14 protein-coding genes are annotated in these 17,053 nt (G+C 68.5%); 4 read left to right on the top strand and 10 right to left on the bottom strand.

The window, feature by feature from the left end; genetic code table 11:
• On the top strand, positions 1–881 hold an 881-nt coding region (locus VGC56_RS02700; protein WP_464123092.1), incomplete at its 5' end, for a DNA topoisomerase IB.
• Entirely contained in the window at positions 881–2,101 is a 1,221-nt protein-coding gene (locus VGC56_RS02695; RefSeq protein ID WP_464123090.1) for a mechanosensitive ion channel family protein, read from the top strand. The genes VGC56_RS02700 and VGC56_RS02695, both read left to right, overlap by 1 nt.
• 6 nt (positions 2,102–2,107) lie before the next feature.
• Here the strand turns inward: VGC56_RS02695 and VGC56_RS02690 are convergent, their stop codons facing one another.
• From VGC56_RS02690 to putA, 3 genes are all read right to left on the bottom strand, one after another.
• Positions 2,108–3,115 (bottom strand): adenosine deaminase, encoded by a 1,008-nt coding sequence (locus tag VGC56_RS02690; RefSeq protein WP_464123088.1) that lies wholly within the window; start codon positions 3,113–3,115, stop codon positions 2,108–2,110.
• A 33-nt stretch (positions 3,116–3,148) separates the two neighbouring features.
• The gene (locus VGC56_RS02685) at positions 3,149–4,324 is read right to left on the bottom strand and encodes an erythromycin esterase family protein (protein ID WP_464123086.1); all 1,176 of its coding nucleotides are present in this window, start codon (positions 4,322–4,324) and stop codon (positions 3,149–3,151) included.
• A 182-nt stretch (positions 4,325–4,506) separates the two neighbouring features.
• Positions 4,507–7,638 (bottom strand): bifunctional proline dehydrogenase/L-glutamate gamma-semialdehyde dehydrogenase PutA, encoded by a 3,132-nt coding sequence (gene putA / locus VGC56_RS02680; protein WP_464123084.1) that lies wholly within the window; start codon positions 7,636–7,638, stop codon positions 4,507–4,509.
• A gap of 25 nt (positions 7,639–7,663) precedes the next feature.
• Between putA and VGC56_RS02675 the strand changes: the two genes are divergently transcribed.
• Both VGC56_RS02675 and VGC56_RS02670 read left to right on the top strand, forming a co-directional pair.
• Positions 7,664–8,119, top strand: a complete 456-nt coding sequence (locus VGC56_RS02675) for a MaoC family dehydratase (RefSeq protein ID WP_464123083.1) — start codon at positions 7,664–7,666, stop codon at positions 8,117–8,119.
• Between the two features lie 157 nt (positions 8,120–8,276).
• Positions 8,277–9,455 carry an acetyl-CoA C-acyltransferase gene (locus VGC56_RS02670; protein ID WP_464123082.1) on the top strand — a complete coding sequence of 393 codons (1,179 nt, stop codon included), beginning with the start codon at positions 8,277–8,279 and terminating at the stop codon, positions 9,453–9,455.
• 18 nt (positions 9,456–9,473) lie between these two features.
• Here the strand turns inward: VGC56_RS02670 and VGC56_RS02665 are convergent, their stop codons facing one another.
• The 7 genes from VGC56_RS02665 to VGC56_RS02635 form a co-directional block, all read right to left on the bottom strand.
• A complete protein-coding gene (locus VGC56_RS02665; RefSeq protein ID WP_464123081.1) occupies positions 9,474–9,935 on the bottom strand; it encodes a lysozyme in 462 nt (153 codons plus the stop codon).
• A gap of 137 nt (positions 9,936–10,072) precedes the next feature.
• The gene (gene purC / locus VGC56_RS02660; RefSeq protein WP_464123080.1) at positions 10,073–10,852 is read right to left on the bottom strand and encodes a phosphoribosylaminoimidazolesuccinocarboxamide synthase; all 780 of its coding nucleotides are present in this window, start codon (positions 10,850–10,852) and stop codon (positions 10,073–10,075) included.
• A gap of 125 nt (positions 10,853–10,977) precedes the next feature.
• Positions 10,978–11,868, bottom strand: coding sequence for a DUF4349 domain-containing protein (locus VGC56_RS02655; RefSeq protein ID WP_464123078.1), 891 nt, complete (start codon positions 11,866–11,868; stop codon positions 10,978–10,980).
• 130 nt (positions 11,869–11,998) lie between these two features.
• Positions 11,999–14,020, bottom strand: a complete 2,022-nt coding sequence (locus VGC56_RS02650) for a S9 family peptidase (RefSeq protein WP_464123076.1) — start codon at positions 14,018–14,020, stop codon at positions 11,999–12,001.
• 92 nt (positions 14,021–14,112) lie between these two features.
• On the bottom strand, positions 14,113–15,339 hold the full coding sequence (kynU, locus tag VGC56_RS02645) for a kynureninase (RefSeq protein ID WP_464123075.1): 1,227 nt from the start codon (positions 15,337–15,339) through the stop codon (positions 14,113–14,115).
• Complete coding sequence (locus VGC56_RS02640; protein WP_464123073.1) at positions 15,323–16,552, bottom strand: alpha/beta hydrolase family protein; 1,230 nt, start codon at positions 16,550–16,552, stop codon at positions 15,323–15,325. The genes kynU and VGC56_RS02640 overlap by 17 nt, the downstream gene beginning before the upstream one ends.
• 99 nt (positions 16,553–16,651) lie before the next feature.
• Positions 16,652–17,026, bottom strand: a complete 375-nt coding sequence (locus VGC56_RS02635; protein ID WP_464123072.1) for a UrcA family protein — start codon at positions 17,024–17,026, stop codon at positions 16,652–16,654.
• Positions 17,027–17,053: the final 27 nt, after the last annotated feature.

Genomic DNA, 17,053 nt, shown 5'->3' with positions numbered 1-17,053 from the left:
GCCGCAAGCAATATCGCTACCACATTGGCTTTCGCGAGCAGCAGGACGCGGCCAAATATGATCGTTGCTCCAGCTTCGGAAAGGCGCTGCCCAAATTGCTCAGACGGGTGGAGGCCGACCTCGCCAAGCGCAGCCTGAGCCGCGACACCGTCGTCGCCGCGGTGATCCGCCTGCTCGACATCGGCCGCATCCGGGTCGGCAACGAAGCCTATGCGCAGGCGAACAAGAGCTATGGCGCGACCACGTTGCGCCGCCGCCACGCCAGGGTCGCCGGGCGCACGGTGAAGATGCGGTTCAAGGCGAAGAGCGGCGTCGACCGCGAGCTGACCATCACCGACAAGAGGCTCTCGCACATCGTCCGCCGCTGCCAGGACCTGCCCGGCCAGCACCTCTTCAAATATATCAACGGCGACGGCGAGCCCCATCCGGTGAGCTCGACCGACGTCAACGATTATATCAGGGAGGCGACCGGGGAGGATTTCACCGCCAAGCATTTCCGCACCTGGAGCGCGAGCGCGATCGCCTTCGAACAGATTTGCGCCGCCGGCGAGGAAGGAATCGGCCTCAATGCAATGCTGGAGCCGGTCGCGGAGGCGCTCGGCAACACGCCGGCGATCAGCCGCAAATCCTATGTCCACCCGGCGCTGATCGAGGCGGCGAAGGATGCCGGCGCGATCGGCGAGCGGAAGCTGCCGCGGGCAGGGAAATACCTCTCCGCGGCCGAGCGCGGCCTCATCGAATTCCTCGACGCTTTGCCCTGCGAGACCGCAAGGGTGGACGAGAAGGCGCAAATCCGTGCAAAAGCCGGCGCCAAGTCCAAGGCGCAGGCGGAGGCGGAGTTGGCGAAGGAAGCGCAAGCGAAAGTGGCGGCGGCGGCCTGATGCCGGTGCCGAAGATCGTCTCCGCCGCGAAAGGCGGCGCCGCGCCCGCGCATGCGCCGCTGGTCGACGGCAGCGGGCTGAACTTCACGCAGAAGACCGGGCGCCTGGCGGCGGAGTCCACGGCCTGGGTGTCGGGGCATTTGCTCGACGTCCTGATCGCGTCGGCGGCGGGGATCGGCATCGCTTTGGTGCTGCTGGCGATACGCGGGGTCGGCTGCAGGCTGCTCGCCCGGCTCGACGGCGATCCGCACTGGCCTGCGATCTTCGTCCGGGTGCTGGCGAAGACGAAGGTCTATTTCATCATCCTGCTGTCGGCCGAGCTGGTCGCCTCCCACGCCTACACGCCGCCGGGGCTGATGACGCTGATCCGCTTCGGCTTCGTCATCGCCTTCGCGCTGCAGGCGGCGATCTGGGCGCGCGAACTGGTGCTCGGCTATGTCGAGCACCGGGTCGGAGCGAGCGAGGGACACGGCACGCTCGGCTCCGCGATCAGCATCATCCGCCTGCTCGTCACCGTCACTCTGTTCGCGATCGCCATCGTCCTCATCCTCAGCAATCTCGGGGTGAACGTGACCGGCCTCGTCGCCGGCCTCGGCGTCGGCGGCATCGCGATCGGCCTGGCCGCGCAGGGCATCTTCCAGGACCTGTTTGCGGCGCTGTCGATCATCTTCGACAAGCCGTTCCGCCGCGGCGATTCGGTGAGCTTCGGGACGGTCAACGGCAAGGTCGAGAATATCGGCCTCAAGACGACGCGGCTGCGCTCGGTCAACGGCGAGGAGATCGTCGTCGCCAACGCCAAGCTGCTCGAGCAGCAGATCCACAATTTCGCGCGATTGGACCGGCGGCGGGTGACGCTGACGCTGGGCCTCATCTGCCAAACGCCGCCGGAAGTCTGCGCCCGGCTGCCGGACATGCTGAAGGAGATCGTCGAGGGCCAGCCCAAGACCAAGCTGGTGCGCTGCGGGATGGTGGGCTTCGGCGCCTCGACGCTCGATTTCGACCTGCAGTTCGACGTCAAGTCGACCGACTGGGACACAGTTTACGGCACCCGCAGCGCTGTTTGCATCGCCATCCTCGACGCCTTCAACAAGGCGAACATCCAGATGGCCTATCCGAGCCAGACCACCTTCACCGCGGCGCCGGACGGGCGGCTGATCATGCCGTACGCAGAGCCGCGCCCCCCGGCGGCGGACGGCAAGGAGCCGCAGGGGCAAGCGTAGAGCGGCTCAGGCGGCGTAGGCCTCCAGCTTCGCGATGTGCGCCGCTTTCTCCTCCTCGCCGAGGAAGGAGCCGAGGAAGCTGTTGCGGGCGAGGGTGACGAGGTCGTCGCGGGTGAGCGCCCTCCCCTCCGCCGCCGCCGTGTAATTGGCGTTCACGTAGCCGCCGAAATAAGCGGGATCGTCCGAGTTGATGGTGACGCGCAGGCCCTCGCGCAGCATCCGGTCGATCGGGTGCGACGCCATGGCGTCGACGACGCAGAGCTTGAGGTTGGACAGCGGGCAGACGGTGAGCGTGGTCTGCTCCGCCACCAGCCGGGCGACGAGGCGCGGATCCTCCAGCGAGCGGTTGCCATGGTCGAGCCGGTCGACGTGGAGCAGGTCCAGCGCCTGCCAGACATACTCAGGCGGGCCCTCCTCCCCGGCATGGGCGACGCGCTTCAGGCCCTGCGCGGCGGCGGCGGCGAAGACGCGGGCGAACTTCTCCGGCGGGTGGCCGATCTCCGAGCTGTCCAGCCCCACCGCTTCGATCCGGTCCAGCCAGGGCTCGGCGGCACGAAGGGTTTCGAAGGCGTCGGCCTCGTCGAGATGGCGCAGGAAGCAGAGGATGAGCTTCGAGGTGAGGCCGTGCTTCGCGCGCGCCTCGTCCATGCCGGCGAGGAGGCCGTTCGTCACCGTGTCGAAGGGGATGCCGCGGGCGGTGTGGGTCTGCGGGTCGAAGAAGATTTCGGCGTGGACCACGGCGTCGGCGGCGGCGCGGTCGAAATAGGCGATGGCGAGGTCGCGGAAATCCTCTTCGGTGCGCAGCACGTCGGCGCCGCGATAATAGATGTCGAGGAAGTCCTGCAGGTTGGAGAAGCTGTAGGCGGCGCGCACCTCCTCCGCCGACTTGAACGGGATGTCGACTTGGTTGCGCTGAGCGAGCCTGAACATGAGCTCGGGTTCGAGGCTGCCCTCGATGTGCATGTGGAGCTCGGCCTTGGGCAGGCCGGCGATGAAGGCGGTAAGGTCGGTCATGGTCCGACGGTAGCCGCGGGAGTCCGGTGCTGGCTAGTGCGGCTCGTCGGTCCGGACCGGCGGCCGCTCAGCCCTAAAGACCACCACGCCGTCGAAGAGCTGGGTCCAGTCTGCCGACAGGGGCTTCTGGAGATTGAAGAGCGAACCCGGCCGCGTCCCCAGCGCGCGCAGGCGGGCGGGACCTGCATAGGCTGCCTCGCCCGCTCCGGCGATGAGCGAAGCTTCCAGAGCGCCGGGCACAGCTACGGGAATCGCCTTCGTCACGCCGCGGGTCCAGCGGAACGAGCCGGACGCGGACGTGAAGCCGACCGCGAAAGCGCGGGCGCCATACTGGCGGTGGATATAGGCGCCGAGATTGCCGCCGGGCGGGAATTCCGGGTCGAGCGCAGCGTCCTTGGCGACGTGTTGGTTCGCGGCCCAGACGATGATCTTCGTGTCGCGCGGCAGCCGCGCGGCGAGCCACCGGAAATTGAGATACATGGAGCGGTCTCGGCCGGCGATATTGGCCTGCACCGGCAGGAAATCGCGCGAGAGGGCGCGCTCGGCACTCGCGAGCATCTCCAGCCGTTCCGCGCGCAAGGTGGCATCGGCCGGCGAAGCAGAGACGGCGGCACGCATCTCGGTGAGACACGCCTGGAGGCGGGAGACGCTCACCGCGTCGTGGCGGGCGCCTTCTGAGTATTCCCAGCGCATGCGCTGCCCGAGGGCGGCGGCGCAGGCTTCGCGCCGCCCGGAAGGGAGAGGCTGCGCGAGCTCGGGCGGCATGGCGTAGAGCGAATAAAATTCGCCGATGCCGCCAAGCTGGTCGTCGAGGCCGCCGAGCGTCACGCGCCGCGCCCGCGCCTCGGCGGTGAGGAAGGCGGCGAGAGGCGCCAGCTCCTCGTCCTTGTTCCACTTGCCGCCGATCGAGGAGAGGACCATCGCCTCGGTCACCGGCCGGCGCCCGCGCACTGCGCGCCCGACGGATAGGAAGTCGTAGTGGCTTCCTTCGAAGAAGACGGCGCGATAGCCGCAGCGGGTCACCAGCCGGCGGATGAGCAGCGCCCGGAAAGCCACGGACTTGCCTTCGCCGTGGAAGCCGTTCTCGCCGAGCAGGGCGACCTGCTTGCCGCAAAGGTCGCGCTCGGCGGCGCGCAGGGCCGGCTCCCAGGCGCGGGCCTCGTCGGCGGGCGAGGAGGCGGCGAGGGCAAGGGCTGCGAAAGGGATCATCGGCCGATGCTTGCGCAGCTTTCCGTCGCGGGCAAGCACTTAGTCCTCCCCGTCGCGCGGCGATGGGGAGAGGGACCGCCCGCAGGGCGGTGGAGGGGTCGCCGGCACGAGAGGAAGGCCCCTCCACCGCGCTTTGCGCGGTCCCCCTCCCCATGATGCTGTGCATCACGGGGAGGACGAGGTCAGAGCCCCACGTCCTCCAAGCTCAGCAACGTCGCGTTGCCGCCGGCCGACGTCGTGTCGGTGCTGGTCACCCGCTCCGCACAGAACCTCGGCAGATAGTGCGGCCCGCCGGCCTTGGGGCCGGTGCCCGACAGCCCTTCGCCGCCGAAGGGCTGGGAGCCGACGATGGCGCCGATCATCGAGCGGTTGACGTAGAGGTTGCCGACGGTGGCGACCTCCTCGACCGTCTCGGCGGCGCGGGCGATGCGGCTGTGGAGGCCCATGGTAAGGCCGAAGCCGGACGCGTTGATCCGCGCCACCGTCTCCGCGAGCTGCCCGGCCTTCCAGGTGGTGACGTGGAGGAGCGGGCCGAACCATTCCTTCTTCACGTCCTCGACGGCGGGGACGCGGATCAGGGTGGGGGGAACGAAGAGGCCGTCCGCGGGCACGGCGATGCTGTGGCCCCACTGGGCACGCGTTTCCTCGCGGTGGGCCATGAGGCGGTCATAGGCGCCCTGGTCGATGACCGGGCCGACGTCCGTCCTGGGATCGGCGGGATCGCCGACCACCAAAGTGTCCATCGCGCCGCGGAGCATTTCCAGCGTCCGCTCGGCGATCTCCTCCTGAAGCAACAGCACGCGGAGCGCCGAGCAGCGCTGGCCGGCGGAGCGGAAGGCGGAGGTGACGACGTCCATCACCACCTGCTCAGGCAAGGCGGTCGAATCGACGATCATCGCGTTGATCCCGCCCGTCTCCGCGATGAACGGGATGATCGGCCGCTCGTCGTCGTCGAGGAGGGCGCGGGCGATGCGCTTGGCCGTCGCGGTCGAGCCGGTGAAGGCGATGCCGGCGATGCGGCTGTCCTCCACGAGGGCGGCGCCCATGTCGGGGCCGCCAGGCGCGAGGACGAGCGCGTCGTCGGGAATGCCGGCACCGTGGGCGAGCCCGACGGCATAGGCGGCGATCTCGGGCGTCTGCGGGGCGGGCTTGGCGATGACGCTGTTGCCGGCGACGAGGGCGGCCGAGACCTGGCCGAGGAAGATGGCGAGCGGGAAGTTCCACGGCGCGATGCACACCCAGGCGCCGCGGCCGCCCATCCGCAGCACGTTGCTCTCGCCGGTCGGGCCGGGGAGCTCCAGCGGCTGCAGGCCGGAGCGCGCCTGGTTGGCGTAATAGCGGCAGAAATCCACCGCCTCGCGCACTTCGGCGAGCGCGTCGGAGATCGTCTTCTTCGCCTCCTGCACGCAGATGCGCATTAGCGCGTCGCGTTCCTGCTCGAGGAGGTCAGCGAGGCGGTCCAGGCATTGGGCGCGGTGTTCGACGGGCTGGGCGTCCCAGGCGGGAAAGGCGGCGACGGCGCGGGAGACCATGGCTTTGGCTTCGGACGCGCAGTCCTGCCAATGGTCGCCGGTGGACGTGATGGCTGGCTTCTCAAGCCCTTCCCCTTGAGGGGAGGGGTTGGGGGTGGGGCCTGTGGAGGGGAAGCCGTTAGCGCTTTTCTTCGTGGCGACAGACCCCACCCCAACCCCTCCCCTGAAGGGGAGGGGCTTTGAGACCGCGGTGGCCACCCGCGCCAGCTCATCGCGATCCGCAAGGTCGAGCCCCTGGCTGTTGCCACGGGTGGGCTCGAACAGGTCCCTGGGACGCGGGATGGCGGGGTGTCGCGAGCCGCCGACGGTGGCGATCTTCGCGACCGGGTCGGCGAGGATGTCGGCGTCGGTCAGCCGCTCGTCGGCGAGTTGGTGGACGAAGCTCGAATTGGCGCCGTTCTCCAGCAGGCGGCGGACGAGATAGGCCAGCAGGTCGCGGTGCCCGCCCACCGGCGCGTAGATGCGGGTGTGGTAGCCTTCCTCGCGGACCAGTTTCTCGTACAGGCCTTCGCCCATGCCGTGGAGGCGCTGGAACTCGAAGTCGCGGCTGTTGCCCGCCCATTCGAGAATGGTGGCGACGGTGAGGGCGTTGTGAGTGGCGAAGGCGGGGAAGATGTTCTTCGCCGCCAGCATGTCGCGCGCGCAGGCGAGGTAGGAGACGTCGGTCGCCGCCTTCCTCGTGAACAGCGGATAATCGGCAAGGCCCTGTTCCTGCGTGCGCTTGATCTCGCTGTCCCAATAGGCGCCCTTCACCAGCCGGACCGCGATGTGGCGGCCGGTGGCGGCGCCGACCGCGTCGGCCCAGGCGAGGGTCGGGCGGCAGCGTTTGCCATAGGCCTGGACGGCCATGCCGAGCCCGTCCCAGCCGCGCAGCGACGGCAGGCCGGCGACCGTCTCGATGATGTCGAGGCTCATTTCGAGCCGCTCGCTCTCCTCGGCGTCGATGGTGAAGGCGATGCCCTTGTTCTTGGCCAGCACCGCCAGCGCCTCGACCTGCTCGATCAGTGAGGGGACGCAGCTTTCATATTGGGCGACTTCGTAGCGCGGGTGGAGGGCCGAGAGCTTGACCGAGATGGAATGGCCGCGCTCCGCCACCTTGCCGACCGCGCGGATGGCGCCTTCGTAAGCCGCGAAATAATGGCGGGCGTCGGGGAAGGTGCGGGCCGCCTCGCCGAGCATGTCGAAGCTGGCGGTGAAGCCGGCATTCTCGCGCTTCTCCATGCGGCGCACGGCTTCGTCGATGGTGCGGCCCATGACGAAGATCTCACCCATCAGCCGCATCGCCGCGCCGACCGCCTGGCGCACGAACGGCTCGCCCATGCGGCCGACGAGGCGCTTTAGGGCGCTCGCCTGCTCGGTCTCGCTGACGAGGGCGCGGCCGATGACGAGGCCCCAGGTCGCCGAGTTCACGAGGGTCGAATTGGACTTGCCCTTGTGGGCGCGCCAGTCGGCATTGCCGAGCTTGTCGGCGATGAGCTGGTCGGCGGTTTCAGGATCGGGGACGCGCAGGAACGCTTCGGCGAGCGAGAGGAGGGCGATGCCTTCCGAGGTGTTGAGGCGATATTCCTGGAGAAACTGGTTGACCCAGCCGGAACCTTGGGCGGCGCGCAGCTCGGCGAGCATGGCGAGCGCGCGGTTTTCGACCCTGCGCCGCGAATCGCCGTCGAGCGCCGCGTCCTTGAGGAGGGGCTTCAGCACCTCGGGCTCGGGCGCGCGGTGGAGGCGGCTGATGTCGGCGCGCGCGGATGCCGTAGCGTCCGCTTCAACGGTCTTGAGTCTCATAGCGCCAGCGCTCTAGACCCCCTCCATGCCCATCGCCACCCTCGACGATATCCGCGCCCGCATCGGCACCGAGATCGGTGTTTCGGACTGGCTGCTGGTCGACCAGGCGCGGATCGACGCCTTTGCCGAGGTGACCGAGGACCGGCAGTTCATCCACGTCGATCCGGAGGGCGCGGCGAAGACCCCGTTCGGCGGCACGATTGCGCATGGTTTCCTGACCCTGTCGCTGCTCAGCCGCATGGCCGCCGACGTGATGCAGGTCCCCGAGACAACCAGGATGGCGGTCAATTACGGGTTCGAGAAGGTGCGCTTCCTCGCGCCCGTCCGCGCCGGCAAGCGGGTGCGGGGCCGCTTCACTTTGTCCAGCATCGAGGAGAAAGGCCCCGGCCGCCTCCAGTTCGTCCATGCCGTGAGCGTCGAGATCGAGGGGGAGGACAAGCCCGCCTTGATCGCCGACTGGATCGGGATGATCTTCACGTGAGTGCCTCCCCATCGGCGATGGGGAGGGGGACCAGGCGAAGCCTGGTGGAGGGGTCTTTCGACGGGCACCTGACGTGTGAATACCCCTCCACCACCCTATTGGTGGTCCCCCTCCCCACCGCTTCGCGGCAGGGAGGAACAAGAAGAAAGGAAGTCCAATGACCCGCGAAGCCGTGATCGTCTCGACCGCCCGTACCGGCATCGGCAAGGCGTACAGGGGCGCGTTCAACGCCACCCCCTCCCCCACCCTCGCCAGCTTCGCGATCAAGGCGGCGGTGGAGCGGGCGAAGATCGACCCGGCCGAAGTCGACGACGTGATCATGGGCGCGGCTCTGCAGCAGGGCGTGCAGACGACGATCGGCCGCACCGCGGCGCTGCGCTCGGGCCTCCCGGTCACCGTATCCGGCATGTCGATCGACCGGCAGTGCGCGTCCGGGCTAATGGCGATCGCGACGGCGGCCAAGCAGATCATCGTCGACCGGATGGACGTGATGGTTGCGGGCGGCGTCGAATCGATCAGCCTCGTCCAGACGCCGGAAATGCGGCTGGGCTCGGACCCGGAGCTGCTGTCGCTCCACAACGGCGTCTACATGCCGATGATCCAAACCGCCGAAGTGGTCGGCAAGCGCTACACGGTGAGCCGCGAGCGGCAGGACCGTTATGCGCTGCGTTCCCAGCAGCTCACCGCCAAGGCGCAGGCCGAGGGCAGGTTCGACGACGAGATCGTCCCCGCCACGGTCAAGATGAAGGTCACCGACAAGGCGAGCGGCGAAAGCACGATGCAGGAGGTTATGCTCACGAAGGACGAGGGCAACCGCCCCTCCACCACCTATGAGGACCTCGCCAAGCTGCAGCCGGTGCTTGGCCCGGAGGCGATGATCACCGCCGGCAATGCCTCGCAGCTCTCGGACGGCGCCTCGGCCTGCGTGCTGATGGAGGCGGGCCTCGCCGCCAGCCGCGGCCTCACCCCGCTCGGCCGCTATGTCGGCATGGCGGTGGCGGGAACCGAGCCCGAGGAGATGGGTATCGGCCCCGTCTTCGCGGTGCCGAAGCTGCTGAAGCGGTTCGGGCTCAGCGTCGACGATATCGGCCTGTGGGAGCTGAACGAGGCGTTCGCGGTGCAGGTGCTCTACTGCCAGGACCAGCTCGGCATTCCCGAGGACCGGATGAACGTCGACGGCGGCTCGATCTCGATCGGCCACCCCTACGGCATGTCGGGCGCCCGCATGACCGGCCACGCCCTCATCGAGGGCAAGCGCCGCGGCGCCAAGTGGGTCGTGGTGACGATGTGCGTCGGCGGCGGCATGGGCGCCGCGGGGCTGTTCGAGGTTCTGTAGCCAGCCGGCCGGCGGTGCTCAGCTCGCGTAGAGCGCCGCCTCCGCCGCCCGCCGCCGGGTGAGGCCGGCCATCACCTTGCCCGCGGCCTTGTTCCACTTGGCGAACTCTTCAGCAGCCCCGGCATAATCGCCGGCCTTGTGCTTCTTGAGCAGCGTGCTCGAGCTCAGATTACCCACCCCGATGTTGTAGGCGAGGCTCACCATTGCGTCGAACTGGTGCTGGGTCGTGGCCGCGCCGCCAATGGCTGCCGCCACTTTCGAGGCGAAATCGCCGACGTGCGTCGCGAAGCGGTCGTCGCATTGCTGCTGGCTCCAGACGACGCCCTTCTTGATGTCAGCGCCGGTGCTGCCCCAGCCGATCGTCCACGGATCCCCGCCGCTTCCGGGATCCGGATAGGCGGCGAATGTGCCGTCCGGATTCTTCTTCGCGCACCCTTCGAATTGCTGGATCAGCTTCGTGCAGCTTGAACTCGGATTCATATTCAGCCCTCCCCCAAGCGACTCGCGGCCGAGTCGCAGCGTGCATGATGCTACAAGTAGGGACCGCTGCCAAATCGGGGCCGATGAGCAAGGTCGGAGGCTTCATCCGCCGCCGACGTGCAAGCGGGGGCCGGCGATCACTTGCCCCTTTTTTGCCGGTGCTGGTCGAGGTCGAGGACCGAATTCGTGTCGCCTTCGGGGAGCAGGCCGAGCCGCCGCGCGACCTCCTGGTAAGCCTCCGCCTCGCCGCCGAGATCGCGGCGGAAGCGGTCCTTGTCGAGCTTTTCGTTGGTGGTCATGTCCCACAGCCGGCAGCCGTCGGGGCTGATTTCGTCGGCGAGGATGGTGCGGGCATAGTCATTCTCCCACAGCCGGCCGAACTCCAGTTTAAAGTCGACGAGACGGATGTGGATCGCCGCGAACAGGCCGCAGAGGAAGTCGTTCACGCGGACCGCCATGTCCGCGATGTCGTTCATCTCCTCCTGGCTCGCCCACCCGAAGCAGGCGATATGCTCGTCGGCGATCATCGGGTCGCCGAGCGCATCGTCCTTGTAATAATATTCGATGATCGCGCGCGGGAGCGGCGTCCCCTCCTCGATGCCGAGCCGCTTGGAGAGCGTGCCGGCAGCGACGTTGCGCACCACCACCTCGATGGGGATGATCTCGACCTGGCGGATCAGCTGCTCGCGCATGTTCAGGCGGCGGATGAAGTGGGTGGGGATGCCGATCTGGCCGAGCAGGGTGAAGAGGTGCTCGGAGATGCGGTTGTTGAGCACGCCCTTGCCGGAGATGGTGCCGCGCTTCTGGGCGTTGAAGGCAGTCGCGTCGTCCTTGAAATATTGGATGAGCGTGCCCGGTTCCGGACCCTCGTAGAGGATCTTGGCCTTGCCTTCGTAAATCTGGCGGCGGCGGGACATGGCGGCTCCGGCTCGGTAAAAAGGTGCGCCCCGGCGCATCGCCCCCTTGGCGGGACGCGCGGGCGGGGCGGAGGCCGCAGCCTATAGTGGAAGGGGCGGCCCCGCGCAACGCGGCGGGGCAGGTCTCAGGCGGCAGGTGCCCGGCGCAAGCGGGGAAGCCGCAGCCGCCAACCACGGCGTCGCATGAGCCAGACCATCAGTGCCAGGACGAGCGCCCATGGCATCACCGCAAGAGCCACCGTCACGAGCCGCGCCACGCTGGCGCCCAGCACCTCGCCGGCCGACCCGAAGGCGTCGCGCAACGGCCGCCACGCGCTGCTCACGGCGGGCGCACTGCCCTGATAGTGGATCTCGACCTTCGACATCGCGACGCGACCGCGCAATTCGGCGAGCCACGAACGTGCGGAATCCAGCTCCTCCTGCGCCTGCGCATAAGCGCGTTCGGCCTCCACCAGTTCGCCGACCTTGCCGTCCCGCTTCTGGATCAGGGCGAGAAGGCGCTGCGAAAGCGCTTCCTTGCCGCGAACCTTGGCGGCGGTGTCGACAATCTTCTTCGACAGGTCCTCGGCCTCGACGCCGCGGCTCGACATGCTGCCGCCGGCCCCGGCGACCGCGGCGTCGAGGCGATCCTCGATCGCGCGCGCCAGCCGCGCCTCGACGATGAGGACGAGCGCTGCGTCCGAGACAGTGTCATCGCCGGCGTCGCGGCTCATCGAAGCGATGCGACACCGCGCGGCGCCGAGCCTGTCGCACAGGGCGACGTGGCGCTGCTGGACGGAGGGGACCTGATCGCGGTCGAGGCGGTAGCCGAGCGAGTAGCTATAGGCGATCTGCGGCGCGGCCGCGGTCGCGGACTGGCCGACGCCCTCCCCCCTGTCCGCCGCAGCGGGGGCTACCATTGCGGGCGGCGGCGGCTCCTCAACGTTGAGGGTGCGAAGGTCGGCGGCGGCGCGATGCACGACCTGGCTGCCGCACCCGGCCGTCAGTGCCGCAAGGAGCAGGACGTAATACCGCATGACACGCTCTCCCTCTGTAGATGTAATATTGTTACATTACAGGTTCGAGCAGGGGAAGAGGCAATGCTGGACCGGCAAGAGCCCACCCCCGGCCCCTCCCGGAAATTCGGGAGGGGAGAGGAGGCGGCGGTTATTGGCCCAGCGCTTCCTTGAGGCCGGGCGCGAACTCGGCGCCGTAGGCGATTTGGGCGCTGGAGGGCTTCAAGGCGGCGCCGATCGGCTCGGCGCGGCCGCCGAGGCATTTGGCGAGGAAGTTCTCCGCCACCGCGTTGAAGGCGATGTTGTTCTGCGGCCGCGCGAAGCCGTGGCCCTCGTCGGGAAAGACGACATAGGTGACGGGAATGCCCTTCGCCTTCAGGGCATCGACGATCTGCTGCGACTCGTTGACGTTGACCCGCGGATCGTTGGCGCCCTGGCCGATGAGCAGGGGCCGGCGGATCTGGTCCGCCTTGAACAAAGGCGAGCGCTCCTTGAGCATCGCCAGCCCTTCCGGCGTGGTCGGATCTCCCATGCGCTTGTAGAATTGGGCGCGGATCGCCTCCCAATAAGGCGGGATCGTCTTCATCAATGTGTTGAGGTTGGAAGGGCCCACTATGTCCACTCCGCACGCGAACTTGTCCGGCGTGAAGGCGAGCGCGGCGAGCGTCGCATAGCCGCCGTAGGAGCCGCCCATGATCGCCACCGTATCCGGCTTCGTGACGCCGTTCGCCACCGCCCAGCCGACCGCGTCGAGGAGGTCGTCGTGCATCCTGCGGCCCCATTCCAGATCGCCGGCCGAGATGAACTTCTTGCCGAAGCCGGTGGAGGCCCGGAAGTTCGGCATCAGCACCGCATAGCCGCGGTTGGCGAGCCATTGGGCGGTGCCGTTATAGCCGTAATTGTCGCGGCCCCAAGGGCCCCCGTGCGGCACCAGCACCATCGGCACCGGGTGCGTCGGGCGTCCCGCGGCGTCGACGGGCGTGCCGGGCGGCAGCGTCAGGTAGGACACCATGGTCAGCCCATCGCGGGTGCGGATCTCGACCGCCCGCATCGGCGCCAGCGTGGCGCCCGAAAGCTCGGGACGGCCGACGTAGAGTTGGGTGAGCGACTTAGCCTTGCGATCGTAGAGCCAGGCCGAGGACGGAGCGGTCACCGGATCGACCGCCACCACCCATTTGTCGTCGGCGTCGGTGCGCGAGACGATCGAGAATTGGCCCGGCAGCTTCGCCTTGAGGAAGTCGAGATCGGCCTTGATGGCCGTGCCGACCGGCACCCACTCGTTGCGCAGGTAATTGACGGCATAGGCCTGGATGCGGCCGGTGGCGGGGTCGCCGAGGCCGCCGCTCACGTCGGCACGTGCATCCTCGCCGACGATCGTCTTCTTCCCCGTTGCAACGTCCTGCGCGAAGATCGCCGCCGTGTTCCGGCCGCGGCTGTCGACCCAGTAAAGGGTCTTGCCGTCGGCGGTGAAATCGGCGGGCTGGGTGGTCTGGCTATCCTCGAGCGCGACCTGCTCGAACGGCTGCGCCTCAACCTTGCCGTTCGCGATCCGGAAATAGTCGCTGCCGCCGTCCGGCCTGGCCTTGGCGGCGATCCGCAGGTTGAGTTGGTCGTCGGCGAGGAAGCTCGCATAGCCGCCCTCGTTGGTCATCACCGGCGTCAGCTTGCCGGTGGCGAAATCGAGGCTGTAGACGTCGTGCCACTTGGGATCGCGGTTGTTGAGGCCGACCAGCATCCGGTCCTTGACATGGTTCGAGATGGCGACGACCTCGACCCGCGTCTTGTCGAACGGGGTCAGCGAGCGCTGGGCGCCGGAAGCCGCATCGACCGCGTAGAGCTGGAAATTCTCGTCGCCGCCATGATCGTTGATGTAGAGGATCTGGCGGCTGTCCGGAGACCAGAAATAGGAGCGGATCGGGCGCTTGGTCTCGGCGGAGAGCGCCTTCGCCGCCGCCATGTTCCCCGCCGGCGCGACCCAGATGTTGAGCACCCCGTCGCGCGGCGCGATCCATGAGAAATATTTCCCGTCCGGCGAGAGCCGCCCTGCGGCGCGGCTCGGATTGCCAAACAGTTTCTCGCGCGGGATGAGCGGGGCATCGGGCCCCGCGGCATAAGCGACACCGCCCAACGAGATGGCGGCCGCCGCCGCCGCGAGCACGATCCTGGTCTTCATTTTCTGGTCTCCCCACTTCTCCGGACGAGCGACTCGCCCGGGCCATGACCGCATCATGTGTGTTATTCACATAACACACAAGGGGGAATAGCTCAGGTGACCTTGCCGCGCACCGCGAAGCGGGGTTCGCGCCAGCGCCCGCTGTCGAGGATCGAGCGCATGCGCTGCACGGCCTCCCATATATCCTCGAAGCCGAGATAGAGCGGCGTGAGGCCGAAGCGGATCACGTCGGGTGCGCGGAAATCGCCGATGACGCCGTCGGCGATCAGCGCCTGGCAGATCTCGAACGCGTGGGGGTGGGCAAAGGAGATGTGGCTGCCGCGCCGCTCGGGCTCGCGCGGGGAGATGCAGGTAAGCGCCGGGCAATGCGCCTCGACGAGGGCGGCGAACAGGTCGAACAGGCGGATCGACTTCGCCCAGAGCCGATCGACCGGCGCGCCGGCGAACGCCTCGACCCCGCATTCGAGCGCGGCGAGGCCGAGGATCGGCGGCGTGCCGGCGAGGAAGCGCGCGATGCCGGGGGCGGGCCTGTAATCGTCCGTGAACGCGAAGGGGGCGGCGTGGCCCATCCAGCCCCGCAAAGGGCTCATCAGGCGCTCCTGGAGGCTCTCCGCGACGTACAGGAAGGACGGCGCCCCGGGGCCTCCGTTCAGATATTTATAGCCGCAGCCGACGGCCAGTTCCGCCCCGCTGCCGTTCAAATCAAGCGGCACAGCGCCGGCGCTGTGGCTGAGGTCCCAGATCACCCGCGCACCCACGGCGCGTGCCCTGGCGGTCATCTCGGCCATGTCGAAGCGGAAGCCGGCCTTGAAGTGGACGTGGGTGAGGAGGAGTAGGTTGGTGTCCGCCCCCAGCCGCGCCTCGATTTCCCCCCGCGGGGCAATATCGAGCCGGAGGCGGGCAAGCTCGGCCGCGCCGCTGGCGATGTGGAGGTCGGTGTGGAAATTGCCGGCTTCCGACAGCAGCACCGGCCGGTCCGGCGCCAAAGCGGCGGCGGCGACGATCAGCTTGAACAGGTTCACCGAGGTTGAATCGGCGACGATCACCTCATTGGCCTTGGCGCCGATCAGCGGCGCGATCTTCGCCCCGACGCGCTGCGGCGCCTCGATCCAGCCGCGGCTGTTCCAGCTGCGGATCAGCTCCTCGCCCCATTCGCTCTCGACCACCTCGCGCTGCCGCCCCATCGTGGCCATGGGCAGCACGCCCAAGGAATTGCCGTCGAGGTAGATCACCCCTTCGGGCAGGAAGAAGCGCTCGCGGCACGCGCGGAGCGGGTCCGCCGCGTCCATCGCGCGTACTTCATCAAGGCTTGGCGACATCGAGCCTCACCTTGATCGGCTTTTCGTGGAGGATCTCCTCGATCAGCGCGACCTGCCGCCGCCACGCTTCGCTCTCGGGAGCGATCAGCTCGACGTGGCCGGTGCGCGGCACCGTCTCCAGCCGGACCTCCTCGCCTCGTTCGGCGCGGCGGGCGCGGTAGGCGCCGGCGAAGCTTAGCGGCACGATCTTGTCGTTCTCGCCGTTCACCAGGATCTGGCGGGCGTATATCCGCGGCAGTTCGGCAGCCGACGTATCCTGGAACACGTCGCTCCGCTCGGCTGTCGGGGTTCCAACCAGCTTCGGCACCGCCTCCAGCCCGCAGCCCGTTCCGGGAGGGACCTGCGTCAGCCTGAGATCCGGCAGCGCCCCGGATGCGACGACCGCCCATATTTGCAGCGGGCGGTCCGCGCGGAGCGGCGTTTCCGGCGGGAGGCGGAAGAGTGCAAGCTCCGGTTCCGAGGCGCCGGCCGGCAAGTGGCGATCGAATTCCGGCAGAGCCCTTCGGACCTCCTCCAGCGCCGCGTCGGCGTCGGTGCCCGCAGGGAACCGGAAGGTTGCGGTAAACCGGCCGTGGCCGGCACTGCTTTCCTTATCCGGTGACCGCACCAGCGGCTCCAGGACCTCCGCCAATGCTGCGAGGGATGCTTGTTGCGCAGATGGAGCGAACACGGCGAGGTGGATGGCGAAGGGCGCGAGGGAACGATCGGTGCGCGCCGCAAGCCAGAGTGCAAGATGGCCGCCCGCGGAATGCCCGACCGCGATCACATGAGAGGTGTCGAGCCTGTACTCCGCGGCGTGCGCCTGGAGCGCATCGGCCGCAGCCGCGACATCGGCGAACGTGCCTGGATAGCCGCCGCCATCGCGGTCGACGCCGCGATAGTCGATGTTCCAGACGGCGATGCCCCGTTTACGGAGATCGTCGGCGATCCAGTTCATGATGCGGCGATCGGCGACGTCGCTTTGCCAGCAGCCGCCATGGACCATCAGCACCACCGGGTGGCGCTTGCCGCCCTTCGGCAGCCAGACGTCGGCGATCTGGAGCGAGCCTGGGCCGTAATGGACGGTCGCGTCGGGCTCGGGACGGGGCCGCTGGAGGAGGTCCGGCCATTTGAGCAGGCCGTCGGCAGTCGGCGGCGGTGGCGTGGTTGGCGCGGTCATCGCGGGAACGGCTAGCGCCCCGGCAAGGGCGAGGGCAAGGCGGGTGAGGATCACGGCGCTGGGTCTAGACCGGCGGCGTCCCCGCGGAAAGGTTCGAGCGAGCGCTCCCGGGACGGGGGAGCGCTCGCTCGATTGGCGCGGCGGAGGGGGCGGTTACCGGCCGCGCGCAAGGGTGACGACGCCGGTCTCCGCATAATCCCGGCCGGCGACGATGGTGCGCACCCGGCTGTCCGCGGCGGCGACGAGAGCATCCCGGCACTCGAAGCCGGCGAGGCTGGCGTCGAGACCCTTCACCCCCGGCACGATGCAGAGCCGGTCGGCCGCGGCGCGGATGCGGGCGTTGAGCCGCTCGATGCCCGCTACGCTGCGCAGGTTGAGATCGTCGTAGCGCACCGTGGCGGCGACCACCGCCGGGGCGGCAAGCCCCGCTGCATGGGCGGGCGTGGTGACCGCCGCGACACCGCCGCCGGTGACGGTGAGGGCGGCGGCGATCGCCAGCCCGGCAAACTTCAGGTTCAGTCCGTACATTGTCATTCTCCCTGGTCGGTGTTTGGT

The organism is Allosphingosinicella sp., assembly GCF_036403745.1.
Classification (GTDB): domain Bacteria; phylum Pseudomonadota; class Alphaproteobacteria; order Sphingomonadales; family Sphingomonadaceae; genus Allosphingosinicella.
The sequence above is the reverse complement of the archived record's forward strand: the minus strand, read 5'-3'. Positions and strand labels throughout refer to the sequence as shown.

Excerpts from the sequence above, each read along its gene's own strand:
- VGC56_RS02685 (WP_464123086.1), bottom strand. The coding sequence starts at position 4,324 with ATGATCCCTTTCGCAGCCCTTGCCCTCGCCGCCTCCTCGCCCGCCGAC.
- VGC56_RS02655 (WP_464123078.1), bottom strand. The coding sequence starts at position 11,868 with ATGCGGTATTACGTCCTGCTCCTTGCGGCACTGACGGCCGGGTGCGGC.
- putA (WP_464123084.1), bottom strand. The coding sequence starts at position 7,638 with ATGAGACTCAAGACCGTTGAAGCGGACGCTACGGCATCCGCGCGCGCC.
- VGC56_RS02675 (WP_464123083.1), top strand. The coding sequence starts at position 7,664 with ATGCCCATCGCCACCCTCGACGATATCCGCGCCCGCATCGGCACCGAG.
- VGC56_RS02695 (WP_464123090.1), top strand. The coding sequence starts at position 881 with ATGCCGGTGCCGAAGATCGTCTCCGCCGCGAAAGGCGGCGCCGCGCCC.
- VGC56_RS02635 (WP_464123072.1), bottom strand. The coding sequence starts at position 17,026 with ATGTACGGACTGAACCTGAAGTTTGCCGGGCTGGCGATCGCCGCCGCC.
- VGC56_RS02650 (WP_464123076.1), bottom strand. The coding sequence starts at position 14,020 with ATGAAGACCAGGATCGTGCTCGCGGCGGCGGCGGCCGCCATCTCGTTG.
- purC (WP_464123080.1), bottom strand. The coding sequence starts at position 10,852 with ATGTCCCGCCGCCGCCAGATTTACGAAGGCAAGGCCAAGATCCTCTAC.
- VGC56_RS02690 (WP_464123088.1), bottom strand. The coding sequence starts at position 3,115 with ATGACCGACCTTACCGCCTTCATCGCCGGCCTGCCCAAGGCCGAGCTC.
- VGC56_RS02670 (WP_464123082.1), top strand. The coding sequence starts at position 8,277 with ATGACCCGCGAAGCCGTGATCGTCTCGACCGCCCGTACCGGCATCGGC.
- kynU (WP_464123075.1), bottom strand. The coding sequence starts at position 15,339 with ATGTCGCCAAGCCTTGATGAAGTACGCGCGATGGACGCGGCGGACCCG.
- VGC56_RS02665 (WP_464123081.1), bottom strand. The coding sequence starts at position 9,935 with ATGAATCCGAGTTCAAGCTGCACGAAGCTGATCCAGCAATTCGAAGGG.